The organism is Pseudomonas yamanorum (assembly GCF_900105735.1).
Taxonomy (GTDB): domain Bacteria; phylum Pseudomonadota; class Gammaproteobacteria; order Pseudomonadales; family Pseudomonadaceae; genus Aquipseudomonas; species Aquipseudomonas yamanorum.
Window position 1 is genome coordinate 1,834,548 of the sequence record NZ_LT629793.1, and the last position, 22,289, is coordinate 1,856,836.

The following is a 22,289-nucleotide window of genomic DNA, read 5'->3' on the forward strand; positions in this document are numbered from 1 at the left end:
TCGTATGACAGAGTTTCGGCCAGCCAGGATAGGACTTGAGGGGTATTGACCAGAAGTTAGCGGATATAAATTACCTACCTGAAAGCCCTACGGAACAGACACGCCTTGGAGGTATTTCCAAGGCAGTCCGAGACGCTTTATTCAGCAGGTCAGATAGACCACGCCTGCGCACTTTCAAAAAACGCCTGCGCATTACTGTCCAGCGTTTCCAGGTGATAGCCGCCTTCTTGCACGATTACGCACGGCAGCCCCAACCCACGAATACACTCACCCAACCGCGCAAACCCTTCCCGCGTCACTGCCACTTTGCTCTGTGGGTCCAGCTCGTAAATATCGAACCCCAGGGACAACACCAGCACGTCCGCCGAGAAGTCCTTCACCGCCTTTAAGGCCAGCTCCAGCTTTTCAAAGAACACCGCTTCACTGGCACCATGCGCCATCGGCAGGTTGAGGTTGAAGCCTTCCCCCTTGGTTGCGCCGCGCTCTTCAGCAAAGCCTGCAACCCCCGGATAGAAGTTGGTGGGGTCGCCATGAATCGACACGTACAGCACGTCATCACGGTCGTAGAAAATCTCCTGGATGCCTTGCCCGTGATGCATGTCGGTATCGAGTACGGCGACGCGCTCGAAGCCATCGCGCAACGCCTGCGCCGCCACCGCCGCATTGTTGATGTAGCAAAACCCACCGGCAGCATCGAAACGGGCGTGGTGGCCTGGCGGGCGGCACAGTGCATAGGCTGCCGGCGCGCCGTCGAGGATGTCTTTAGCGGCAGCGACGGCGCTTTGGGCGGACCAATACGCCGAGCGCCAAGTGAGTTCGCCAACCGGGCAACTGCCGTCGGCGAGGTAGCGCGCCGCCTGGGCCAGGATGCCGCGCAGGGCGTTGGGCTCGCGCACGAAGATGTTGGACATGACTTCGTCGCCCCAGTCTTCGGGGATTTCTTTCCAGCGCTGGTGGGCCTCCTTGAGGAAGGTCAAGTAGGCGGCGCCGTGTACAGCCAACAGTGGATCGAGGCCGTGGTCGTGCGGTTGCTGGATCTCGAAGCCCAGGGTCTGGGCGGCCAGCAGCAGGTTGCGGGCGCGTTCCGGGACCTCCTGCGGCGTGCGCATCTGGCCACGGGAGTAGTAGCTGCGAGGATGGTGCAAAAGTTGTTCGGGATGAAAAAAAGTACGCATGGGATTTTTCCTTACTGAACCTGGCCAGCACGTTTCAACACGGCATTGAGCAATACATCGGTGCCCTGGCGAACATCCTCGGGCAACACGTCTTCCGTTTCGTTATGACTCAAGCCGCCGACGCACGGGATGAAGACCATCGCCGTCGGGCAGAACCGCGCCAGGTGGATAGCATCGTGGCCCGCGCCGCTGACGATGGATTGCTGCGCATACCCCAACGCATCCACCGCCGACTGCACACACGCCACACACTCGGCATCAAACGGCGTGGCGGGACTGATCCAGTGCGGGCTGACGGTGACGCTCAGGCCACGTTGCGCGGCGATATCCTGCAAACGGACGCGCACTTGTTGCTCCATGGCTTCGATGTCGGCGTCGCGGTGATGGCGCAGGTCGACGGTGAAATTCAGCAGGCCGGGGATGGTATTGCGCGAAGACTTGGCGATGTTCAATTCGCCCACCGTCGTCAGGCCTTCAGGCACAAAATCAGCCGCCAGGTTTTCCAGCGACTGGATCATCTGCGCGGCGCCATACAAGGCGTCCTTGCGCAGCGGCATCGGCGTAGTCCCGGCATGGGCGGCCATGCCTTCTACGCGCACGTCCAGCCAGCGAATCGCCTGGCCACCGGTGACCACGCCGATGCTCTTGGCGTTGTCTTCCAGGATAGGGCCTTGTTCAATGTGCGCTTCAAAATACGCATCCACCGCGCTACCCAAGGGGCGCTCGCCGTTGTAGCCAGTGCTGTGCAACGCATCCGCCACGCTGACACCGGCGACATCCTGGGTGGCCAGCGCCTTGTCCAACGCCAAGGTGCCGGTGAACACCGCCGAGCCGAGCATGGCCGGGGTAAACCGGGCGCCCTCCTCGTTGGTCCACACCGCGATTTCCAGTGGTTTGCGGGTCTTGATGCCGTGGTCGTCGAGGCTGCGGATCACTTCCAGTCCGGCCAGCACACCATAGACGCCATCAAACCGCCCGCCTTCCGGCTGGGTGTCAAGGTGGCTGCCCATCATCACTGGGGCCGCTTCATTGTCCGTACCGGCGCGGCGGGCGAACAGGTTGCCAATGGCATCGACGCTCAAGGTCAGCCCGGCATCTTCACACCAGCGGCTGAACAGCGCGCGACCCGCCTGGTCTTCGGCGCTCAACGCCAGGCGGCAACTGCCACCGCGGGCCGTGGCGCCGATCTCGGCCATGGCCATCAGGCTGGCCCACAGGCGCTCGCCATTAATCTTCAACATAGACACTCTCCAATCAAACGCTTCAAGCCATTTCAAGGCGGTGGGCGGTGGCGTGACGACGGGACAACGCGAGTACGCACACCAGCGAAACCGCCGCGATCGCGCTGTAGAACACTGCCATCGGCCACCACTGGCCCTGGTATTCATGGGCCAGCCAGGTGCCGATCAACGGCGTGAGTCCACCGGCCAGCGCGCCACACACTTGATAGGCCAGGGAGATGGCGGTGTAGCGCACGCGGGTTTCGAACAGGCCGCTGACGAAGCCGGCGATCACCGCATAAAACGAAGCCATGCACACCACGGCCAGCGCGATGCCGAGGATGATCAACGGCGCCTGGCCGCTGCTGACCAGCACGAACATCGGATACGGCGAGGCCATCGCGAGCACGGTCATCGCACACAAAAAGCGTGTGGCACCGACCTTCTCCGCCACCCAGGCCGCCAGCGGCTGGACGCAGAACTGGATGATGGCCACGACAAACAGGCATTCCAGAATCAACGAGCGCGGCAGGTTAAGTTGCTGGGTGGTGTAGGCAATCATGAAGGTGTTGGTGAAATACACCCCGGCAATCCCCAAGGTATTGGCACCAATGCACAGCAACAGCGGGCGCCATGAAGTCCTCAGCACTTCGATCACCGGTGCCTGATCCTGGGTGATGGCCCGGGCTTTTTCCGCCTTGGCTTTGTCTTCGAGGAACTCGGGCGATTCATTGACGCCCAGACGGATCGCCAGGCCGACGATCAACAGCAACGCACTGGCCAGGAACGGCAGGCGCCAGCCCCAACTGAGCAGGTCGGCTTCCGGCAAACGGGTCACCGCGCTGAAGGCCAGCAACGAGAGAATCAAACCCGCCGGGCTGCCCAACTGCGCAAAGGAAGCAAAAAAGTTGCGACGGCCTTTAGGTGCATGTTCGCCGGCCATCAGCACCGCCCCGCCCCACTCGCCGCCAACGGCGATGCCCTGCACGATGCGCAGCAGCACCAGCAACACCGGCGCCGCGACGCCGATCTGCGCGTAGGTCGGCAACAGCCCGATGCACACCGTCACCACGCCCATCATCACCAGCGTGATCACCAGGGATTTCTTGCGACCGATACGGTCGCCGATATGCCCGAACACAATGCCGCCCAACGGCCGGGCGAAGAAGCCCACGGCAAACGTGCCGAACGCGGCCATGGTGCTGAACAGTTTGTCGTCGGAAGGAAAAAATAGTTGACCGAACACCAGCGCGGCGGCGGTGGCGTAGATGTAAAAGTCGTACCACTCGATCATGGTGCCGATGAAAGCGGCGGCCGCGGCACGGCGAGGCTGCGGCGAAGCGGATGGCTTCATGGGGCTGGCTCCTTTGGTTATTTTTTTGGCAGGAGAAAGGTCTGGCGCTCGCGCTCTGATGGCGCTGGTTGAGGGGGATTTTTCGTCTCGGCGCTATGATTAGTCAATTTTCTATTTATTATTCCGATTATAAATCCTGCTTATTATCGAGCTGTCGCCATGTCAGAAAACCGCCGCGATATTCACCCGCTGCTCAATGACCGCCTGGACTGGAACCTGCTGCGCACCTTCCGGGTGATCGGCCAGGAATTGAGCATCAGCCGCGCCGCCGCGCGCCTGCACCTGACCCAACCGGCCATCAGCCAGGCGCTCAAGCGTCTGGAAGAGCAGCTCGACTGCCAACTGATCGCTCGTCGCGGGCCACGTTTCGTGCTGACCGAAGCTGGCGAGCAAATCTTCGCGATCGCCGGCGAGATGTATGGCCAGGTCTCACAGATGAGCAACGCCCTGCAAAAGCCTGGCGACGAAGTGCTCGGCAAAGTGCGATTGCTGATGATCAGCCGGATCAACTCGGACACCTTTGATGAGTTTCTGGCGGACTTCCATCGCCAGCATCCCAGGGTCGACCTGGACGTTGAGGTGATGCGCAGCTCTGACATCGTTGCTGCCCTGCTGGAGAAAACCGCGACGTTGGGCCTAAGCCTTAATCGACGGCCGCAGCCACGGCTGGAGCAGCATCTGTTCCTTCGTCAGCGTTATGCGTTTTTTTGCGGGCGGCATCACCCGTTGTTCGGACGCACCGGGCTGGCGGAGGGAGATTTGCAGTCGGAGAACTTCGTGAGTTTCACCAGCGACCAGATCGGCGGGATGCTCTCGCCGTTGACGATCTTTCGTGACCAGCAGGGCTTCAGCGGGCGCATCGTGGCGTCCTCCTCCAGCCTGGAGGAAGTGCGGCGCTTGGTGATTGCCGGGTTTGGCCTGGGCTGCCTGCCGATTCATGTGGTGGCCGAGGATGTGAAGAATGGACTGCTCTGGCGCTTGCCGCCGGACGAAGGGATTACTGACGTGGATATCCACCTGCTGTGGAACCGTGAGCAGAAAATGAGCCGGGCGGAGGCGGTGTTTATTGAGAGTCTGTCGGCGCGATTGGCTGCCGAATAAATGGCGTGATTCGCAAGTCACTTGGCGCCCTCTTGCTAGTGTATGAGAAGCGCCCGTCCACCATCATTCGTTCACAGGTTGCTCCCACGGTCTCAAACGAAGAGGTGTCCGAATGTCCAGAATATGGTTTATCACCGGCAGTTCCCGCGGCCTCGGCCGCTCGATTACCGTCGCCGCGCTGCGCGCCGGTGATCGTGTGGTTGCCACCGCGCGCAATCCCAAGCAACTGGATGACCTGGTGGCCGAATACGGTGATGCGGTTTATCCCGTCGCGCTGGATGTCACCCACAACCAGCAGGTGCTGGAAGCGGTTGACGCTGCGGTGAAACATTTTGGCCGCCTGGATGTGGTGGTCAATAACGCCGGCTACGGTGATCTGGCTTCGGTGGAGGACGTGACCCTGAAGGATTTTTCGGCGCAGATCGACACCAACTTCTACGGTGTGGTGCACGTGAGCAAGGCGGTGGTGCCGGTGCTGCGGGCCCAAGGCAATGGGCATATCTTTCAGGTGTCGTCGCTGGGTGGACGTATCGGCATGGCAGGCCTGGCCGCGTACCAAAGCGCAAAATGGGCCGTCGGTGGTTTTTCCACGGTGCTGGCACAGGAAGTCACCCCGCTGGGCATCCAGGTCACCGTGCTGGAGCCGGGCGGCATGCGCACGGATTGGTCGGGCAGTTCCATGACCATTCCCGCCATCAGTGAGCCCTACCAGCAAACAGTCGGCGCCCTGGTTGAGTTGCTCAACTCCCCGGGCATCCTGCCCACCGGTCCGGACCGGGTTGCCGAAATCGTGCTGGAGCTGGCGCTGAATAAAGACGCCCCACTACGCTTGCTGATCGGCAGCGATGCCGTGCAGTACGCCGCCCGTGCAGCCGCAGATTTGGCCGAGTCGGATAAGAAGTGGCATGACCTCAGCGTGTCGGCCTCGGATTAATCTCACAGTTTGGAAAAAGGTGCTCAATGCCTGACGCGACCCAACCCCGTTTCAACATACCCGACGTGTTTTGGCAGGCGCTGAAAAGCCTCGGCCTGGAGCCTTCGGCGGTGTTGCGTCAGGCACGCTTGCCCATGACCCTGCATCTGCGCGAGCGCCGAGACCGGCGGCAGGTGACGACGCTGGAGTTCTTTCGCCTTTGGGAGGCAGTGCGCACGCTTAACCCTGATCCGGCGGTCGGAATCTTGCTGGTGACGGGGCTGGATATCGCCGCACTCCCGCCCTCCAGCTTTGCCGCGTTTATCGCCCGGGATTACCGCGATGGCCTGCACCGCCTCGCCCGTTTCAAACAACTGTGCACGCCTGAGCGCCTGCTGGTTGCCGAGGATGGGCGTACCTGCACGGTGACCATCGACTGGTTGCACACACCAGAGGCGCCGCCTGCGTTGCTGGTGGATGCGGCGTTTGCCACGTTTGTCGAGTTGGGTCGTCGGGGTTCCCGTACGCCGATTGTTCCTCTGAAGGTCGAACTGGCACGCGCAGGGGACGGCAGCAACGTATTGGCCGAGTTTTTTGGTTGCCCGGTGCGGTTTGGTGCCGAGCGTAATGCACTGGTGCTGGATGCCGCGGATCTGGACCGGCCTTTTCCGGGGTACAACCCCGAAATGCTGGAAATGCTGAACCCCGGCCTGGTGGCGGCACTGGCCGAAGCAGCGACACCGGCCAGCATCAGCCATCAGGTCAAGGTCACCCTCAAGCGCTTTCTGGCCAGTGGCCGCCCCGAGATGGTCGAGGTAGCGCGGGAGCTGGGCATGAGCGAACGCACGTTGCAACGGCGCATTACCGAGGCCGGCACCAGTTTCAGGCAGCTGATGCTGGAGACGCGCCAGGAGGTGGTACGGCACCTGCTCACCGAGCCGTCGATTGAGATAGACGAAATCGCGTGCCTGGTGGGCTATGAAGATACCAACTCGTTTTATCGTGCGTTTCGTTCCTGGGAAGGGACAACGCCAGCTCGGTGGCGAGCGTTGCAGACGCCCTCATCGTCTCATTGAAGCTATGCCGACAAAGCCTTCTCGGCACTGCGCGCCATGATCTGCAAATCCTCGAACGGGTTTCTGCCAATCAACATGAACGCATGGGACGGGCTGGACCAAAACACCACGTTCATGCCCCGGCGCTGTTCGGTGGCCATGGCCACCGCACCTTTTTTCGCCGCCGTAATGCACAGCGCCAGCGGGCCGTGGCGTGCGTCGAGGTAGGTCAGTTGGCCGATCAGTACGCCGTCATAATCGAGGATTTGTGCGCGGCGAAATTCGGCGCCGGGCAGGTGCACTGCATCCGGGCTCAACGGCAGGCCGAGTTGGCTCCCGACCGAACTGAGTTGGGCGATATGGGAGTCGGCGTCAGTGCTGAGGTTTTCCAGGGTCTGGGGCGTGTAGAGCGCCATGTATTCAGCGACCGAGGCACGCCAGCCCGAACCGGGCTCTGGTCGGGGCCAGGTCATGAACAGTCGATCAGCGACCACGCCGGCCACCGCAAAGCTTGCCGCAACCGCGAGAAACCTGCGCCGACTCAGGGTGGGTGTTTGTGCTGGCGGCAAGGCATCGAGCATCGCCTGCAAACGTTCGGCAGGGGCTTGATCGAGAACCGAATCAAAGGCGGATTTGAACGGTAACTCGCCACGCTTGAGCTGCTCCAAGCGGGCGGTCACGATGGGATCGATGCCCAGCAGGTTATCGATAAGCTGGCGCTGCTGAGGGTCCAACTCGCCGTCCAGATAAGCCACCAGCAGTTCATCCGACGGTGGTGTATTTTGAGTCATCGTCGTTCTCCGCTCGATTTATCCAACAAGCCGCTTGAGTGCGCCGTTTCAGCCAGTTTCAAGCGCGCAGCGGCCAGCCGGCTCATCACCGTACCCACGGGAATATGCAGGACTTCGGCAATTTCCTTGTATGAAAGCCCTTCAACGTAGGCCAAAAACACCGTCTCCCGCTGGGCCTCAGGTAATGCGTTAACGCGCCTGATCACCTGCGCGGCCAGCACTTGATCCTGAGCCAGGGTTTCGCCGTCGAATGACAACTCCTGCTCGGCATCGACAAACCCCTGCCCTTGCCGTACCCGTTGCGAGCGCAATTCGTTGAGCCAGATCGAATGCATGATCGTCAGCAACCAGCGGTCCAGTCGCGTGCCGACCATGAACTGGCCTGCACGCTCCAGTGCCCGCACGCAAGTGGCTTGCACCAGGTCATCCGCCACATGCTTTTGTCGCGACAGCACCAACCCGTATCGCCATAAACGTGGCAATAGCTGGCTCAACTCACGGCGCAACTCAGCGTCTGTGGTGATGGTGATCTCCCGACTGTTCGCTCACAGCTTCAAGCCTGAGGCGCGGCGGCGATGGCTTCTGCCAGGTCTTCGTACTCTTCGCAGGTGGTGCTGCACAACGCCTTGATCTTCACCAGTTGCTCCTGGGCCAGGTCCACACGGCCCTTGATGACGTAGGCCTCCCCCAGGTACTCACGGACTTGTGCGTAGTTGGGATCCAGTGCCACGGACTTCAGGTAGTAGCTGATGCCTTCATCGGTGCGCCCCAGTTTGCGGGTGGCGTAGCCGCGGTAGTTCAGGGCCTTGGCGGTGTTCGGGTTTTGCAGGGTGTCGAGCAGTGACAGGGCTTCTTCGTAACGCCCATCCTTGGCCAGGCGATAGGCGTAGTCGGTGCGGTCGGCGTCCGACGTGGCCTTGCTGGTTTGCAGCACGCATTTACCGGTCTTGGTATCCCAGACCTGGCCTTTGGGGCAGTTGGGCTTGGGCGGCGCCGATTCGTCACCGGAGGCATGGGCCTGGCCGGCCAAGAGCGCGGCGGCCATACAGGCGCCGAAGAACAAAGCGGTGCGGTAACCAACGGCGTGTTCGGGACGATTCTTCATGGCATTCATGCTCCGTAACGATAGGGAAAGTACAGCAGCAAACTCAGTGTTGAAGATCGCCCCGAGGGCCGGGCAGCATGCGGCGTAGCGTGCTGTCGCGCTGGATGTAGTGATGCCACAGCGCGGCGCACGCATGCAGGCCCGCCAGCACGATGATCGCCCACGCGACGTTGTTGTGCAGGCCACCCAGGGTGCCGCGCAATTCGTGATCAATCACAAAAGGCGCTGGCATCGGGAACAGTCCGAAAAAGTTGAAGGGCTCGCCCTGGGCCCAGCGGAACAGGAAGCCCAGAATCACCTGCGTCAGTAGTAACAGGTATAGACAGCCGTGGGCGATCTTGGCGGCCAGGTTAAGCGCAGGGTGGTTATCGGCCTTTGGATGATTACCACCGAACAGCCGCCAGAGGATACGTGCAGCGATCAGCACTGCCATGGCGATGCCCAGGGAGATATGGACGGATTGCAGGCCCTTGCGCAAAGGAGTGCCTTTTTCCAGGTTTTCCCAGATATGGGCGCTGGCGAACATGAAGATCACCAACGCGGCGGTCAGCCAGTGGAAGGTGCGGGTCAAGCGGTCGTAGCGGTCGGCGGGGATGTTCATGGGCGTTTCCTGGGTGGTCTGTGTGGTGAACACCGCAGTGGGGGGAGTTATTCAGTCGTGAGTGAAAGTTTATGTGAGTACCACCGGATAAAACGCTTTTGAGGCTGGGAGGAAAACACCCAGAAACCAAATGCCTCGCCTACCACTTCGCGTTTTACGAGACTTACGGCTTATCTGAACATCACCCATCGGATGAACCGCACTTGAAAAAGTCCCACCACGGGACTAGGATCTTTAATGAGAATCGTAGCTGTCAGCCACCTAAAGACCTTTTGGCAAAGACACCCGGATGCAGAGCAATCATTCCTCGCCTGGATTGATGAGGTCAAAAAAGCAGACTGGAAAACTCCAGCTGATATCAAGGCTCAGTTTCGTCACGCCAGCGTTCTCAAAAGCCGCAGGGTCGTGTTCAACATCAGAGGTAACGACTATCGGCTCGTGGTCGCCGTGGCTTATCGCTACGGCGCCCTCTATATCAAATTCGTCGGTACGCATAAGCAGTACGACGTCATTGATGCCGATACCGTTGAAATGGAGTAAGCCATGAATATTCGCCCTATACACACCGAGCAAGACTACCGGGACGCGCTGAAGGCTGTATCGCCATTGTTCGACAACGAGCCGGAACCCGGGACGCCTGAAGGCGACTATCTGGATGTGATGATTACACTCATTGAAGTGTACGAAGCGAAGCACTTCCCGGTGGACTTACCCAACCCGGTGGATGCCATTCGTTTCAGAATGGAGCAGTCGGGGCTATCAGCGGCTGATCTGGTCCCTGCTATTGGCCGACAAAATCGGGTTTATGAGGTACTGAATGGAAAGCGGGCGCTTACGCTGCCGATGATTTGGAAGCTGCATCAGATGTTTGGAATTCCGGCAGAAAGCCTGATAAAACCGGTAAAGATTGCTTGAGACCAGAAACGAAAAAGCCCCGTAGTTTATTCAACTGCGGGGCTTTATCTATGTAATGGCGGAGAGATAGGGATTCGAACCCTAGGTACCGGTGAAGGTACAACGGATTTCGAATCCGTCCCATTCGGCCACTCTGGCATCTCTCCAACGGCGCGCATCATAACAGCCTGTTTCCTGGAAGCAAAGCGCCAAAGCGATTTTTTTCCGTGCTATCAGATGCTTGCGTCGATTACAGCGGTACGCCGAGACGGTTGGCGACTTCTTCGTAGGCTTCGATGACGTCACCGAGGCCCTGGCGGAAGCGGTCTTTGTCCATCTTCTTGCGGGTGTCTTTGTCCCACAGGCGGCAGCCGTCCGGGCTGAATTCGTCGCCCAGGACGATGGAGCCGTCGTGGAACACACCGAATTCCAGTTTGAAGTCCACCAGCAGCAGGCCGGCATCGTCGAACAGTTTGCTCAGGACGTCGTTGACCTTCAGCGACAGTTCTTTCATGCGCGCCAGTTGTTCAGCCGTGCCCCAACCGAATGCCACGACGTGGGATTCGTTGATGAACGGGTCGCCCTTGGCGTCGTCCTTCAGGAACAGTTCGAAGGTGTAAGGATTGAGCTTGAGGCCCTCTTCCACGCCCAAACGCTTCACCAGGCTACCGGCCGCGTAGTTACGCACGACGCACTCGACCGGGATCATGTCGAGTTTTTTCACCAGGCATTCGTTGTCGCCCAGCAGCTTGTCGAACTGGGTCGGAATACCGGCCGCTTCGAGTTTCTGCATGATGAAGGCGTTGAACTTGTTGTTCACCATGCCTTTGCGGTCGAGCTGTTCGATGCGCTTGCCGTCGAACGCCGAGGTGTCGTTGCGAAACAGCAGGATCAAGCGGTTGGCGTCGTCGGTCTTGTAAACCGATTTGGCTTTGCCGCGGTAGAGTTCTTCACGTTTTTCCATGATGGGCTCCGCTTGCTAAGTAGGTGGGCTAGGCGATGTGTCGCCAGTCGAGCCCTGAATCTTGATCGGCCAGTTGCAGCCAGTCCGGGTCGCACCCTAGGGTGTCGACAAAACATTGCCGGGCCAGCTGCGGCAGGTTGTTCTTGCTGCTCAGGTGGGCCAGGACCAGGTGTTGCAGGTCTTGCCAGCCCAACTCATACACCAGGTACGCCGCCTGGTGGTTGTTCAAATGACCAAACTGCCCACCGACCCGCTGCTTGAGAAAGGCCGGGTAGTGACCGCGCGCAAGCAGGTCACGGCAGTGGTTCGACTCGATCATCAATGCGTCGAGGTCGCGATAACCGTCCAGCACCTTGGCGCAGTAGGAGCCCAGGTCGGTGAGCAGGCCGAAGCGCCGTTCACCGTCACTGAATACGTATTGCGTCGGTTCCTGGGCATCGTGGGCCACTTCAATCACATCAATGCTCAAGGCACCGATCTGCAATCGCTCGCCACCGGCCAGCAAACCTGCGGGTTCGATCGGTTTGCGCATCCCGCGCAAGGTACCGCGACTCAGGTACACCGGAAGATTGTAGCGCCGAGACAGCAAACCCACGCCATGCACGTGGTCGGCATGTTCGTGGGTCACCAGAATCGCGCTCAGCTGCACGGGGTGAACCCCCAGGCGCAGCAGGCGCCGCTCGGTTTCCCGCAGGGAGAAACCACAATCCACCAGGACGTACGTGTCGTCGTGGGCTACAAGCGTGCCGTTCCCTTGGCTACCGCTGCCGAGAACGGCAAAACGCATCGGATCAGCCCAGGTTGTCCTGAATCACGCCCAACACTTTGCGCGCCACTTCTGCCGGCGCCACGGTGTTGATGTTCTTCTCGACGGTGACTTGCACGCTTTCGCCTACCTTGCTCAAACGAACCTGATAACGCTCGGCGCGAGTCTCGACCTCTTCCTTGGTCGGCTTGCTGCCGAACAGCTTGCCGAAGAAACCTGGCTCGTCGTCTTTCTTCTCGGCTTTTTCGGCCAAGTTGATGTAGTACAGGCCCAGACTGCGGTTGATGTCTTCAACGCGCCATTCACCGTGCTCCAGCGCGCGGCCGACACTCGACCAGGCGCGATCCAGGTCTTCACCCAGGTTGAGCACAACGTTACCGCTGCCGTCTTCGCTGAGGCTGACGCGGCTAGGTGTGTCAAAGCTACCGGCGGCGAGCAGGGAGACGGAACCGCCCTTCTCGGAGATACGGCTCATGCTGGCGAGCATTTCGTCGACCAGTGCAGCGTCCACGCCGGTGTTGACCGAACGTGGAGTGAAGTCGACGTTGGCGGTGCTACCGGCAGGACGCTCGGCGCTCACCACATAGACTTCACTGGTGTTGCGTTGCACGCCTGGCTCGATACGCACGCGGATGCGGGCTTCGCTGTCATTGGCTACGCCGCCGGCCTGCAGGCGCTTGGCCATGGACGCCGACAGCTCGCTGGTGTGCTGCCACGCGGTGGTGAACTCACCGGTCTGCGGGCGTTGTTCGTCAATGCGGAAACCGTTGTCCTGGAAGAACTGCACGGCCACCGGCCAGACTTCGGCAGGTGGGCGCTGGGCCATGACCCAACGGGTGTCGCCGCTCTTCTGCAGGCTGTAGTCGCTGGCCTCGGCCACGGCCGACAGCGGCTGTGGACGCGGCACTTCGTATTCGCCCTTGAAGGTGTCGTCGGCCACGTTGCGCGGAATTGGCAGCAACGGGTCAAGGCGCTTGGCGACATTGACGTCCGGCGGCAATTTCATCGGGGCGGTTTGTTGGGCTTCCAGGTAATCGCTACCGCGGTCGCGGAAGTAGCCTTCCGGGCCCCAGATCCAACCGCAGCCACTGGTGCTGGAGATAATCAAGGCAAGTGCGGAAAGTCCGGCCAATCGCTTCATGCGTAGTGCTTCCTCAATTAAACCAGGACGCCGGACTGGCGCAGGGCCTGTCGCAGCGGTTCATGACAGGCTTCGCTGAGCCAGGTGAGCGGCAGACGGATACCGTCCGGCATCAGGCCCATCTCATGCAGCGCCCATTTCACGGGGATAGGGTTGGATTCGATAAACAGGGTTTTGTTGAGCGGTGCCAGTTGTTCGTGGATCGCCCGGGCCTTGACCGCATCACCGGCAATGGCTGCGGCACACAGCTCGCTCATGGCGCGCGGTGCGACGTTGGCAGTCACCGAGATGTTGCCTTTACCGCCCAGCAGGATCAGTTCGACGGCAGTGGCGTCGTCACCGGAATACACCAGGAAGTCGCTGCTGACGCCGGCGAGGATGTCCTTGGCGCGTTGCAGGTCACCGGTGGCTTCCTTGATACCGATGATGTTCGGTACGGTGGACAGGCGGATCACGGTCTCGGCCTTCATGTCGCAAGCGGTGCGACCTGGCACGTTGTAGAGGATCTGCGGGATGTCGACCGCTTCGGCGATAGCGCGGAAGTGCAGGTACAGGCCTTCCTGGGTCGGCTTGTTGTAGTACGGGGTCACCAGCAGGCAGGCATCGGCGCCGGCTTTCTTGGCGTTGCTGGTCAATTCGATCGCTTCGCGGGTCGAATTGGCGCCCGTGCCGGCGATGACGGCAATACGCCCTGCAACACGCTTGACCACGAATTCGATCACTTCGATGTGTTCTTCCACATCCAGTGTGGCCGACTCACCCGTGGTGCCGACCGCCACGATGGCGTTGGTGCCCTCTTGCAGGTGGAAGTCCACCAGTTTGCCCAGGCTGTCCCAGTCGAGATTACCTTGTGCATCCATGGGTGTGACCAGTGCCACCATACTGCCCGCAATCATGCAACCGCTCCTGCCGGAAAAAGAGAGCGGTAATGGTACTGGCGCCAAGATGCTTGTACAAGCGAAGTACCGCCTGAGGATGCGTTCTGGATCAACTTAGTTCGCAGCAACGCCATCATTCGGCCAAAGCGGGGTTTGATGAAGCTGATTACGTAATGAAAACGCCACCTCCTAGCCCTTGGCGATGGTTTTCGCTACCCTTCATCCTTTGATTGATACCGCTTTCATCGTATCGACCGCTCATCGCTTTAGGAAGGCTGCATGTCCACCCCCACAGTCCGCGAACAATTCCTTGTCATCAGTGCCCTTGGCGCCAACCCCATGGAGCTGACTAACGTCCTGTGCCGCGCCAGCCATGAAAACCGCTGCGCCGTCGTGACCTCCCGCCTGACCCGCCATGGCGAGTGCAGTGCGCTGGTCCTGCAGATTTCCGGGACCTGGGATGCCCTGGCTCGCCTTGAAACCGGCCTGCCGGGCCTGGCCAAGAAGCATGACTTCACCGTCAACGTGGTCCGCAGCGCTGCCCTGGAGAACCGTCCCCAGGCTCTACCTTATGTCGCCTATGTCAGCTCGGCCTACCGTTCGGACATCGTCAACGAGCTGTGCCAGTTCTTTATCGACCATAACGTCGAGCTGGAAAACCTGACCTGCGACACCTATCAGGCCCCGCAGACCGGCGGCACCATGCTCAACGCCACCTTTACCGTGACCTTGCCGGCCGGCGTGCAGATCAGCTGGCTGCGCGACCAGTTCCTGGATTTCGCCGATGCTCTGAACCTCGACGCACTGATCGAGCCTTGGCGCCCACAGAACCCAATGTAAGGAAGTTTTCATGGCAGTAGTCATCGACAAACCGGTAGCCGACTTCGAAGCCCAGGCCACCAGCGGGCAGACCTTCAGCCTTGCCGGGCTCAAGGGCAAGCAAGTGGTGATCTACTTTTACCCGAAAGACAGCACCCCGGGCTGCACCACTGAAGGCCAGGGCTTTCGTGACCAGCACGCAGCGTTCAAGGCGGCCAACACCGAGGTGTTTGGCGTGTCCCGGGACAGCGTGAAGTCCCACGAGAACTTCAAGGCCAAGCAGGAATTCCCCTTTGAGCTGATCAGCGACAAGGACGAAGCGGTTTGCCAGCTGTTTGATGTCATCAAGCTGAAGAAGCTGTATGGCAAGGAATACCTGGGTGTTGATCGCAGCACCTTCCTGATCGACAAGAATGGCGTGCTGCGTCAGGAATGGCGTGGTGTGAAAGTGCCAGGCCATGTGGATGCTGTGCTGGCAGCGGCGCAAGCGCTGGACAAGGCTTGATTCACTTGCTGGCTTTGAAATAGCTATCGCAGGCAAGCCAGCTCCCATCTGTGATCGTTGTTCAACAGGACAACTCAGTCAATGTGGAGCCGGGTTTGCCCGCGATGAGGCCTGCACCGGCACCACAAATATCAGAGTAACGGCGCTACAACAGGCTCCTGCCGAGGCCAGGCATCCAGCACCGCCTTGAACAGTGTCGCCAGGGGGATCGCAAAGAACACCCCCCAAAAGCCCCACAACCCGCCAAACAACAACACCGCACAGATGATCGCCACCGGATGCAGGTTCACCGCCTCGGAGAACAGCAGCGGCACCAGCACATTGCCATCCAGCACCTGGATGATGCCGTACACCGCCATCAGGTAGATGAACTGATCACTCCAGCCCCACTGGAACAGCGCGATCAACATCACCGGCACTGTCACCACTACCGCGCCGACGTATGGCACCACCACTGAAACACCTACCAGCAGCGCCAACAGGGCAGCGTAGTTCAGCCCCAGTGCGACAAAGCCGATGTAGGTGACGCCACCGCAGATAAAGATTTCGATGACCTTGCCACGGATGTAGTTGGCTATCTGCCGATTCATTTCTTCGGCGACCCGGGTAATCAGCGCGCGCTCACGGGGCAGGTAGCCTCGCACCCAACGACCGATCATCTCGCGGTCCTTGAGGAAGAAAAACACCAGGATCGGCACCAGTACCAGGTAGATCATGATGTTGACCAGCAACGGCAAGCTCGAAAGAGAAAAGGTCAGCGCCCATTGTCCGAACTTTCCGATTTCACCGCGGGCCACTTCAATGGCCTGCAATACCTGCTCGTCCGACACCAGATGCGGATAACGCTCGGGCAACAGCAGCAGCAATGACTGCCACTTGGCGAGCATGCCCGGTAGCTCGTTGAACAAGGTAATCAACTGATGCCACAACAAGGGCACCACGATCACGATAAACACCAGCAACAGCCCCATGAACAAGGCAAACACCAAGCCCACCGCAGCCCCGCCCGGTAATCGCAAACGCTCCAGGATGGAGACCAGGCCTTGCATCAGGTACGCCAGCACCATCCCTGCCAATACCGGCGCCAGCATGCCGCCCAAGGTGAGCACGGCCGTAAAGGCAAGAAACAGCAGGACGGCCAGCACCACGGCTTCTTCATCGGAAAAGTAGCGCTGAATCCAGTCACGTAACACTTTGAACATCAATAAACCTCAGGCGATAAGGACAGCATATTCAAGCGATTCAGGCCTTGCGCAACCAGTAACGATAGACGCCCGCTTCGTCTTCTTCATGCAACAGGGTGTGACCGGCCAACTTGGCAAACGTACGGAAATCCCGCTGGGAACCCGCGTCCGTGGCGATCACCTTGAGCACCGCGCCACTTGCCAGCCGATTGAGTTCCAGCTTGGCCTTGAGCAATGGCAGCGGGCAGTTAAGGCCACTGGCATCCAGTTCGGCATCGAAGGCTACAGCGTCGGTCATGGTTTTGCTCCGGGTGGGCATCGGGGGCGCTTAGAATATCTGGTCCGAAGCTCAGTGTCCGGCTACAGTAAGGTCTTTGTCGAAAGGCTTTGTGCATGACTTTTTTGCGCCCTACCCTGCTGACGCTGGCTTGCCTGCTGGCCTCTCCAGGCTTCGCTGACGACCTGCCGTCACTTGGCGACGCCAGTTCTGCCATTGTCTCGCCAAAACAGGAATACGATTTGGGCCGGGCATGGCTGGCCTACCTGCGTGGCCAGGTCTCGCAGCTCAACGACCCGCAACTCAAGGACTACGTCGAAACCAGCGTGTACAAACTGGTGGAGACCAGCCAGGTCAATGACCGGCGCCTGGAATTCATTCTGATCAACAGCCCGCAGTTGAACGCCTTTGCCGCACCTGGCGGCATCGTCGGGGTCAATGGCGGCCTGTTCCTCAATGCCCAGACCGAAGGCGAATATGCCTCGGTGCTGGCCCACGAATTGGCTCACTTGTCCCAACGCCACTTCGCCCGAGGCGTGGAAGCGCAGCAGCGCATGCAGATCCCGATGATGGCAGCGCTGCTCGGCGGCATCATCGCCGCCGCCGCGGGTGCAGGTGATGCGGGCATTGCCGCAATTGCCGGCAGCCAGGCCGCCGCCATCCAGGAGCAACGCCGCTTTTCCCGGCAAAACGAGCAAGAGGCTGACCGTATCGGCATTCTCAACCTGGAGAAGGCTGGTTACGACCCGCGCTCCATGCCGACCATGTTCGAGCGCTTGATGCGCCAGTACCGCTTTGACGCCAAGCCACCAGAATTCCTCCTGACTCACCCGGTCACCGAATCGCGGATCGCCGATACCCGCAACCGCGCGGAGCAAGCCAAGCCGGGCGGCATTGAAGACAGCCTGCGCTACCAACTGATCCGCGCGCGCGTGCAGTTGTATTACGAAGACACTCCAGGCCTGGCAGCCAAGCGCTTCCAGGCTCAGCTGGATGAAAACCCGAAAAATGATGTGGCGCGCTATGGCTTGGCCATCGCCCAGATCAAAGGCGCGCAGTTCAACCTGGCCCGGGAAAACCTCAAGCCGCTGCTGGCCAAGGCACCCAACGACATCACCTACAACCTGGCGCAGATCGAGTTGGACATGACCAACAATCGTCTTCCGGATGCCCAGCAGCGCACGGACCGGATGTTGACGCAATATCCAGGCAACTACCCACTGAACCAAGTGCGGGTGGACCTGCTGCTCAAGCAGAACCGTACCGCTGACGCGGAAAAAGCCCTGGAAGGCCTGCTTAAATCACGCACAGACGATCCGGATGTCTGGTACCAGGTCGCAGAAACCCGTGGCTTGTCGGGCAATATCATCGGCCTGCACCAGGCCCGCGCCGAGTACTTCGCCCTGGTGGGAGATTTCAAGCAGGCCATCCAGCAACTGGACTTCGCCAAGCGTCGCGCCGGCAGCAACTTCCCGCTCTCATCACGCATCGATGCACGACAGCGTGAACTGATCGACCAGGAACGCATGATCAAAGACATGATGGGCTAAACCTTACAGCCACAAAAAAGCCCCGCTCTCGTATATCGAGAGCGGGGCTTTTTATTGGACTAGCGGATTACTCGGCCAGCTTGAAGGTAATGAAGCTGGCACGACCCTGACGCAGGACGCGCATCGACACCGAGCGGTTCTTCGGCAGCGCCTTGGCGATGTCGGTGAACTCTTTGGTGGAGTTGATGGCCTGGTTGTTCAGGTGGGTAATCACATCACCTGGTTGCAGGCCGATCAGGGAGGCAGGGCCGTCCTGCACTTCCTTGATCACTACACCGCTCTTGAGGTCGAAGCTCTTCTTCTGCTCGTCGGTCAACTCGACGACGGCAATGCCCAGGCGGTTGCTGCTGCGTTCGGCACCCGGTTTGCTGTTGCCCAACGCATCAAGCGCCGCGCCTTCTTCCGGAATCGCGCCAACAGTCAGCTCAACGTTCTGGCGTTTGCCGTCGCGGATCACTTCCAGCTTGGCCTTGCTGCCGGCCTTAAGTGCGCCCACCAGGTGTGGCAAGTCCGCAGACATGACGATCGGCTGGCCGTTCATGCTCAGGATCACGTCACCGACTTGCAGGCCGCCTTTGGCTGCTGGGCCATCGTCCTGGATCTGCGCGACCAAGGCACCCGCTGGCTTGTCGAGACCGAAGGATTCAGCCAAGTCTTTGTTCACTTCCTGGATCACAACACCCAACCAGCCGCGGCTGACTTTGCCACCGGTTTTCAGTTGGTTGGAAACGTCCATGGCCACGTCGATCGGAATCGCGAACGACACGCCCATGAAACCACCGGAGCGGGTGTAGATCTGCGAGTTGATGCCGACCACTTCGCCCGCCAGGTTGAACAGCGGACCGCCGGAGTTGCCCGGGTTGATCGGCACGTCGGTCTGGATGAACGGCACGTAGTTTTCGTTCGGCAGGCTGCGACCGATGGCGCTGACGATGCCTTGGGTCACGGTGTGGTCAAAACCAAACGGCGAACCGATGGCGACGACCCACTGCCCGGCTTTCAGGTCCTGGGATTTGCCAAGCTTGAGCACCGGCAGGTCCTTGCCATCGATTTTCAGCAGGGCCACGTCGGAACGTGGGTCTGTGCCTACCAGCTTGGCTTTCAGCTCACTACGGTCAGCCAGGCGCACCAGAATCTCGTTGGCATCGGCAATCACATGGTTATTAGTGAGGATGTAACCGTCAGGCGAGATGATGAAGCCCGAGCCCAGGGACTGGGCTTCCCGCTGGCCGCCACCGCCACGCGGCGTGCGCGGCTGGGGCATGCCGCGTTCGAAGAACTCCCGCAGCATCGGCGGCAGGCCTTCAAGGTCAGGCATCTGCTGATTGGAGACTTTGCGATCCGGCAGCTTTTGCGTAGTACTGATGTTCACCACGGCAGGCGAAGCCTGCTCCACCAGTTGGGTGAAATCAGGCAGCTCGGCCGCTTGCGCGGTAACGGCCTGACCCAACACCAGCACCGTGGCGACAATGGATAGGTAAGACTTCAAACGTGGTATCGACATACAGCTCCCATTACGACGAGCAGGGTTGAGCGACAGGGTTCAATAAACGCCGAAAAAACTGCGACCGACATTTTTGTTCCGCGAACAAAACAAGGCCAGGGCCGAGAAGCCCTGACCTATAAAAAACATAGGAGATTTTAGCAAGTGAAAAAAATGATCCAGACATTTCATGTCTCTCGGTAGAGGCAGGCATCGACTCTCTCCTGCGCAACATTGAAATATCAGGATGAACATAGGATTAACAACTCACGGCTTGGCGGGCGTGGTGCCGCTGCGTAAAGACAGCGCAATTCGCTCGGCGGTGCCAATCGGGATTTCGCCGACGACGGTCACCATCACCTCGCCTTCCAGGGTATTCAGACGCCGTGATACGGCAACTGTCGGGCCCAACTGGGTGCGCGTCTCGGTCACGGTTGCGCCGTTAAGCGGCTCCAGGAATACCGAAAAACGCGCGAGGCCATCGTCATACATCAAGCTGCTGACAGTGACCTTGGTGTGGGAGTCTTTATGAGCGCTGCTGTTGACTAACTGAAAGCCTGGCGGCAACCAATCGAGGCGCCAATCCTGAGGAATCTCGACCTCCGGGGCCTTGGCGCTGGTCACAGCGACCGGCGTACATTCGCCGCTGGGCAGCAATTCACGATCGTCAGGCACCGATGTATTGAGCCGGGTGAACTGGAATCGCTCCAGCAGCTGGCCCTGATCATTAAGCAACAATGACTTCAGTGGCAGCGCGGTTTCGCGATCCAGATGCAGCTCAAAACCATAGCGGTATTGATCGCGAGGAGTCACTGAGACGATCACCGCATTTCGACCGGCCACACGCGATTTGCCGATGACGGCAAGGTCGTAGAACGCTTTGAGTTTTTGCGGATCAAGGGTGCGTGCTGTGGCGTTGGGGGAGCCCCCGAGCCCGGCAACCAGCGTGCCGCTCACGCATTGGGTACGGCCATCAACGCGCAGAACTTCCTGGGCAGAACCATCGAGCTGCAGAAGCCGCTCACGGACCTGACCATCCTGGACACGGTGCCAGATGTCATGGGTAGAAAAACTACCGTTACGCTCGTAGATGAAGGTGCCTTGAAAGCTTTGTTGCTGCTCCGCCCGCCCAAGCCGCGTCAGCCAGTCTTGGGCTTCGTCGGCATAGGCGGGGACTACAAACCAGCCACTGAGCAAAAGCGCAAGGAGCGGTATGGCGCGCATAAAGCTCCTTGGCGGACTAGCGGTTTTCCAGGCTTGCAGCACGAGCGTATGGCAGAGCGCTTTCAGTGCCTTTCAAGGCCGATTCCTGTGCGTGTTGGCGCAGGTAGCCAGGAAGACGCTGATCTTGCCAGCCGGATTGCCCTTGAAGTACACCGTTGGCCATAGGCCCGGTGGTATCGGAGCTTTCCTTGTAGCCGGCCAGTACGGCTGGACCCTTGACCTGCGGACCGGCCATGACCGGTTGCTGGGTCTGCTGGGCCAGTTCGGCACCGGCGATTTCGTCCTGGTTGTACAGGCGAACACCTGCCAGAACAGCGACGGTCACCGAAGCAGCGACTGCCAGACGGCCAAGGCTACGCCAAGGACCGCGAGCAGCTTTTGCCGGAACGGCTTCATCAGCCAACGCAGCAGAAACGGCCGCAGCAATATCCAGACGAGGGATTAGAAGATCCTTGTGCATCACCGCCCGAGCGACTTGGTAACGAGACCAGGTATCACGGGTTTCGGCATCATCAAATGCATTAAGCACTCGACGAAGTTCCAGTTCATCCGCTTCGTTATCCATCACTGCGGACAGCGATTCCTGCAGGGCATCACGACTCATGGCGGTTCCTCTCTTGGCTGTCGCCGCTGTCTCAGTTTTCCTGCAACAACGGCTGCAGGGCTTTATCGATGGCTTCCCGAGCCCGGAAAATCCGGGAACGTACGGTACCCACCGGACATTGCATGACGCTCGCAATGTCTTCGTAACTCAGACCATCGAATTCACGTAAAGTTAACGCGGTACGCAAATCTTCTGGCAGTTGTTGAATAGTGCGATGGACGGTTCCTTCGATCTCGTCGCGCAGCAATGCACGCTCCGGCGACTCGAGATCTTTGAGGCCGTGATCACCATCATAAAATTCAGCATCTTCCGAACTAACATCACTATCCGGCGGGCGGCGACCGCGTGAAACCAGATAGTTCTTCGCCGTGTTAATGGCGATGCGGTAGAGCCACGTGTAAAACGCACTATCACCGCGAAAATTACCGAGTGCACGGTACGCCTTGATAAAGGCTTCCTGTGCAACGTCCTGCGCTTCATGGGTGTCGTGCACAAACCGCACGATCAACCCGAGAATTTTGTGCTGGTATTTCAGCACTAGCAGATCAAATGCCCGCTTGTCACCGCGTTGAACGCGCTCGACCAGCTGCTGATCCTCTTCCTGGGTTAGCATGAACACTCCTCGTTGTACTTGAAGGAGGCTTGCATAACTAATCGATCAGGCTTGCAAACATAGACTCGGGCT

General features: G+C 59.6%; 25 protein-coding genes and 1 tRNA gene. 8 read left to right on the forward strand and 18 right to left on the reverse strand.

The genetic code is table 11. The features are described 5' to 3' along the window. Positions 1–149 precede the first annotated feature (149 nt). The 3 genes from BLU46_RS08870 to BLU46_RS08880 are packed head-to-tail and all read right to left on the reverse strand — an operon-like array spanning position 150 to position 3,749. On the reverse strand, positions 150–1,175 hold the full coding sequence (locus BLU46_RS08870) for a histone deacetylase family protein (RefSeq protein WP_063032601.1): 1,026 nt from the start codon (positions 1,173–1,175) through the stop codon (positions 150–152). 11 nt (positions 1,176–1,186) lie between these two features. Continuing rightward, entirely contained in the window at positions 1,187–2,416 is a 1,230-nt protein-coding gene (locus tag BLU46_RS08875) for a Zn-dependent hydrolase (protein ID WP_093200740.1), read from the reverse strand. Between the two features lie 22 nt (positions 2,417–2,438). After that, positions 2,439–3,749, reverse strand: a complete 1,311-nt coding sequence (locus BLU46_RS08880) for an MFS transporter (RefSeq protein ID WP_063032605.1) — start codon at positions 3,747–3,749, stop codon at positions 2,439–2,441. A 159-nt stretch (positions 3,750–3,908) separates the two neighbouring features. Between BLU46_RS08880 and BLU46_RS08885 the strand changes: the two genes are divergently transcribed. The 3 genes from BLU46_RS08885 (at position 3,909) to BLU46_RS08895 (ending at position 6,839) form a co-directional block, all read left to right on the forward strand. Then, a complete protein-coding gene (locus BLU46_RS08885) occupies positions 3,909–4,850 on the forward strand; it encodes a LysR family transcriptional regulator (RefSeq protein WP_063032607.1) in 942 nt (313 codons plus the stop codon). A gap of 112 nt (positions 4,851–4,962) precedes the next feature. Beyond that, positions 4,963–5,784, forward strand: coding sequence for an SDR family NAD(P)-dependent oxidoreductase (locus BLU46_RS08890; RefSeq protein ID WP_063032609.1), 822 nt, complete (start codon positions 4,963–4,965; stop codon positions 5,782–5,784). Positions 5,785–5,810: 26 nt separating this feature from the next. Then, on the forward strand, positions 5,811–6,839 hold the full coding sequence (locus BLU46_RS08895; RefSeq protein WP_063032611.1) for an AraC family transcriptional regulator: 1,029 nt from the start codon (positions 5,811–5,813) through the stop codon (positions 6,837–6,839). 2 nt (positions 6,840–6,841) lie between these two features. Here BLU46_RS08895 and BLU46_RS08900 read toward each other — a convergent pair whose 3' ends face one another. The 4 genes from BLU46_RS08900 to BLU46_RS08915 are packed head-to-tail and all read right to left on the reverse strand — an operon-like array spanning position 6,842 to position 9,315. After that, positions 6,842–7,609 (reverse strand): anti-sigma factor family protein, encoded by a 768-nt coding sequence (locus BLU46_RS08900; RefSeq protein ID WP_063032613.1) that lies wholly within the window; start codon positions 7,607–7,609, stop codon positions 6,842–6,844. Continuing rightward, positions 7,606–8,103 (reverse strand): RNA polymerase sigma factor, encoded by a 498-nt coding sequence (locus tag BLU46_RS08905; protein WP_050555085.1) that lies wholly within the window; start codon positions 8,101–8,103, stop codon positions 7,606–7,608. Before BLU46_RS08905 ends, BLU46_RS08900 begins: the two co-directional genes overlap by 4 nt. Before the next feature lie 59 nt (positions 8,104–8,162). After that, positions 8,163–8,714 carry a tetratricopeptide repeat protein gene (locus tag BLU46_RS08910; RefSeq protein ID WP_017479232.1) on the reverse strand — a complete coding sequence of 184 codons (552 nt, stop codon included), beginning with the start codon at positions 8,712–8,714 and terminating at the stop codon, positions 8,163–8,165. A 43-nt stretch (positions 8,715–8,757) separates the two neighbouring features. Then, positions 8,758–9,315, reverse strand: coding sequence for a cytochrome b (locus BLU46_RS08915; protein WP_063032615.1), 558 nt, complete (start codon positions 9,313–9,315; stop codon positions 8,758–8,760). 237 nt (positions 9,316–9,552) lie between these two features. On the opposite strand from BLU46_RS08915, the gene BLU46_RS08920 reads away from it, so the two are divergent. Continuing rightward, positions 9,553–9,855 carry a type II toxin-antitoxin system HigB family toxin gene (locus BLU46_RS08920; protein ID WP_063032617.1) on the forward strand — a complete coding sequence of 101 codons (303 nt, stop codon included), beginning with the start codon at positions 9,553–9,555 and terminating at the stop codon, positions 9,853–9,855. A gap of 3 nt (positions 9,856–9,858) precedes the next feature. Further along, complete coding sequence (locus BLU46_RS08925) at positions 9,859–10,230, forward strand: helix-turn-helix domain-containing protein (protein WP_063032619.1); 372 nt, start codon at positions 9,859–9,861, stop codon at positions 10,228–10,230. Between the two features lie 56 nt (positions 10,231–10,286). Here the strand turns inward: BLU46_RS08925 and BLU46_RS08930 are convergent. The 5 genes from BLU46_RS08930 to dapA all read right to left on the reverse strand — a co-directional run bounded on the left by BLU46_RS08930 (position 10,287) and on the right by dapA (position 13,976). Next, positions 10,287–10,376: transfer RNA gene (locus BLU46_RS08930), tRNA-Ser, on the reverse strand. Positions 10,377–10,459: 83 nt separating this feature from the next. Next, positions 10,460–11,173, reverse strand: a complete 714-nt coding sequence (gene purC, locus BLU46_RS08935) for a phosphoribosylaminoimidazolesuccinocarboxamide synthase (RefSeq protein ID WP_003211975.1) — start codon at positions 11,171–11,173, stop codon at positions 10,460–10,462. A 28-nt stretch (positions 11,174–11,201) separates the two neighbouring features. Beyond that, positions 11,202–11,960, reverse strand: a complete 759-nt coding sequence (locus BLU46_RS08940; protein ID WP_093200744.1) for an MBL fold metallo-hydrolase — start codon at positions 11,958–11,960, stop codon at positions 11,202–11,204. A gap of 4 nt (positions 11,961–11,964) precedes the next feature. Beyond that, a complete protein-coding gene (gene bamC / locus BLU46_RS08945) occupies positions 11,965–13,080 on the reverse strand; it encodes an outer membrane protein assembly factor BamC (protein WP_017479250.1) in 1,116 nt (371 codons plus the stop codon). A gap of 17 nt (positions 13,081–13,097) precedes the next feature. Then, positions 13,098–13,976, reverse strand: coding sequence for a 4-hydroxy-tetrahydrodipicolinate synthase (dapA, locus tag BLU46_RS08950; RefSeq protein ID WP_063032623.1), 879 nt, complete (start codon positions 13,974–13,976; stop codon positions 13,098–13,100). A 261-nt stretch (positions 13,977–14,237) separates the two neighbouring features. On the opposite strand from dapA, the gene BLU46_RS08955 reads away from it, so the two are divergent. Next, complete coding sequence (locus BLU46_RS08955; protein WP_003172487.1) at positions 14,238–14,798, forward strand: glycine cleavage system protein R; 561 nt, start codon at positions 14,238–14,240, stop codon at positions 14,796–14,798. Positions 14,799–14,808: 10 nt separating this feature from the next. Next, positions 14,809–15,282 (forward strand): peroxiredoxin, encoded by a 474-nt coding sequence (locus BLU46_RS08960; RefSeq protein ID WP_063032625.1) that lies wholly within the window; start codon positions 14,809–14,811, stop codon positions 15,280–15,282. A 131-nt stretch (positions 15,283–15,413) separates the two neighbouring features. Here the strand turns inward: BLU46_RS08960 and BLU46_RS08965 are convergent, their stop codons facing one another. Both BLU46_RS08965 and BLU46_RS08970 read right to left on the reverse strand, forming a co-directional pair. Next, entirely contained in the window at positions 15,414–16,484 is a 1,071-nt protein-coding gene (locus BLU46_RS08965; protein WP_003211986.1) for an AI-2E family transporter, read from the reverse strand. A 40-nt stretch (positions 16,485–16,524) separates the two neighbouring features. Further along, positions 16,525–16,764: a sulfurtransferase TusA family protein gene (locus BLU46_RS08970; RefSeq protein ID WP_003211989.1), complete on the reverse strand. Its 240-nt coding sequence runs from the start codon at positions 16,762–16,764 to the stop codon at positions 16,525–16,527. Positions 16,765–16,859: 95 nt separating this feature from the next. Between BLU46_RS08970 and BLU46_RS08975 the strand changes: the two genes are divergently transcribed. Further along, positions 16,860–18,293 (forward strand): M48 family metalloprotease, encoded by a 1,434-nt coding sequence (locus tag BLU46_RS08975; protein ID WP_017479253.1) that lies wholly within the window; start codon positions 16,860–16,862, stop codon positions 18,291–18,293. A gap of 67 nt (positions 18,294–18,360) precedes the next feature. On the opposite strand, the gene BLU46_RS08980 is transcribed toward BLU46_RS08975, so the two are convergent. The 4 genes from BLU46_RS08980 to rpoE form a co-directional block, all read right to left on the reverse strand. Continuing rightward, positions 18,361–19,797: a DegQ family serine endoprotease gene (locus BLU46_RS08980; protein ID WP_093200747.1), complete on the reverse strand. Its 1,437-nt coding sequence runs from the start codon at positions 19,795–19,797 to the stop codon at positions 18,361–18,363. A gap of 246 nt (positions 19,798–20,043) precedes the next feature. Beyond that, positions 20,044–21,000 (reverse strand): MucB/RseB C-terminal domain-containing protein, encoded by a 957-nt coding sequence (locus tag BLU46_RS08985; RefSeq protein ID WP_093200750.1) that lies wholly within the window; start codon positions 20,998–21,000, stop codon positions 20,044–20,046. A gap of 16 nt (positions 21,001–21,016) precedes the next feature. Further along, positions 21,017–21,604 carry a sigma-E factor negative regulatory protein gene (locus tag BLU46_RS08990; RefSeq protein WP_003172479.1) on the reverse strand — a complete coding sequence of 196 codons (588 nt, stop codon included), beginning with the start codon at positions 21,602–21,604 and terminating at the stop codon, positions 21,017–21,019. Between the two features lie 31 nt (positions 21,605–21,635). After that, entirely contained in the window at positions 21,636–22,217 is a 582-nt protein-coding gene (gene rpoE / locus BLU46_RS08995) for an RNA polymerase sigma factor RpoE (protein WP_003172477.1), read from the reverse strand. Between the last annotated feature and the right edge of the window lie 72 nt (positions 22,218–22,289).

Bases quoted from the DNA above. Each gene is read 5' to 3' on its own strand.
- BLU46_RS08870 (WP_063032601.1), bottom strand. From the start codon at position 1,175: ATGCGTACTTTTTTTCATCCCGAACAACTTTTGCACCATCCTCGCAGC.
- BLU46_RS08875 (WP_093200740.1), bottom strand. From the start codon at position 2,416: ATGTTGAAGATTAATGGCGAGCGCCTGTGGGCCAGCCTGATGGCCATG.
- BLU46_RS08880 (WP_063032605.1), bottom strand. From the start codon at position 3,749: ATGAAGCCATCCGCTTCGCCGCAGCCTCGCCGTGCCGCGGCCGCCGCT.
- BLU46_RS08885 (WP_063032607.1), top strand. From the start codon at position 3,909: ATGTCAGAAAACCGCCGCGATATTCACCCGCTGCTCAATGACCGCCTG.
- BLU46_RS08890 (WP_063032609.1), top strand. From the start codon at position 4,963: ATGTCCAGAATATGGTTTATCACCGGCAGTTCCCGCGGCCTCGGCCGC.
- BLU46_RS08895 (WP_063032611.1), top strand. From the start codon at position 5,811: ATGCCTGACGCGACCCAACCCCGTTTCAACATACCCGACGTGTTTTGG.
- BLU46_RS08900 (WP_063032613.1), bottom strand. From the start codon at position 7,609: ATGACTCAAAATACACCACCGTCGGATGAACTGCTGGTGGCTTATCTG.
- BLU46_RS08910 (WP_017479232.1), bottom strand. From the start codon at position 8,714: ATGAAGAATCGTCCCGAACACGCCGTTGGTTACCGCACCGCTTTGTTC.
- BLU46_RS08915 (WP_063032615.1), bottom strand. From the start codon at position 9,315: ATGAACATCCCCGCCGACCGCTACGACCGCTTGACCCGCACCTTCCAC.
- BLU46_RS08920 (WP_063032617.1), top strand. From the start codon at position 9,553: ATGAGAATCGTAGCTGTCAGCCACCTAAAGACCTTTTGGCAAAGACAC.
- BLU46_RS08925 (WP_063032619.1), top strand. From the start codon at position 9,859: ATGAATATTCGCCCTATACACACCGAGCAAGACTACCGGGACGCGCTG.
- purC (WP_003211975.1), bottom strand. From the start codon at position 11,173: ATGGAAAAACGTGAAGAACTCTACCGCGGCAAAGCCAAATCGGTTTAC.
- BLU46_RS08940 (WP_093200744.1), bottom strand. From the start codon at position 11,960: ATGCGTTTTGCCGTTCTCGGCAGCGGTAGCCAAGGGAACGGCACGCTT.
- bamC (WP_017479250.1), bottom strand. From the start codon at position 13,080: ATGAAGCGATTGGCCGGACTTTCCGCACTTGCCTTGATTATCTCCAGC.
- dapA (WP_063032623.1), bottom strand. From the start codon at position 13,976: ATGATTGCGGGCAGTATGGTGGCACTGGTCACACCCATGGATGCACAA.
- BLU46_RS08955 (WP_003172487.1), top strand. From the start codon at position 14,238: ATGTCCACCCCCACAGTCCGCGAACAATTCCTTGTCATCAGTGCCCTT.
- BLU46_RS08960 (WP_063032625.1), top strand. From the start codon at position 14,809: ATGGCAGTAGTCATCGACAAACCGGTAGCCGACTTCGAAGCCCAGGCC.
- BLU46_RS08965 (WP_003211986.1), bottom strand. From the start codon at position 16,484: ATGTTCAAAGTGTTACGTGACTGGATTCAGCGCTACTTTTCCGATGAA.
- BLU46_RS08970 (WP_003211989.1), bottom strand. From the start codon at position 16,764: ATGACCGACGCTGTAGCCTTCGATGCCGAACTGGATGCCAGTGGCCTT.
- BLU46_RS08975 (WP_017479253.1), top strand. From the start codon at position 16,860: ATGACTTTTTTGCGCCCTACCCTGCTGACGCTGGCTTGCCTGCTGGCC.
- BLU46_RS08980 (WP_093200747.1), bottom strand. From the start codon at position 19,797: ATGTCGATACCACGTTTGAAGTCTTACCTATCCATTGTCGCCACGGTG.
- BLU46_RS08985 (WP_093200750.1), bottom strand. From the start codon at position 21,000: ATGCGCGCCATACCGCTCCTTGCGCTTTTGCTCAGTGGCTGGTTTGTA.
- BLU46_RS08990 (WP_003172479.1), bottom strand. From the start codon at position 21,604: ATGAGTCGTGATGCCCTGCAGGAATCGCTGTCCGCAGTGATGGATAAC.
- rpoE (WP_003172477.1), bottom strand. From the start codon at position 22,217: ATGCTAACCCAGGAAGAGGATCAGCAGCTGGTCGAGCGCGTTCAACGC.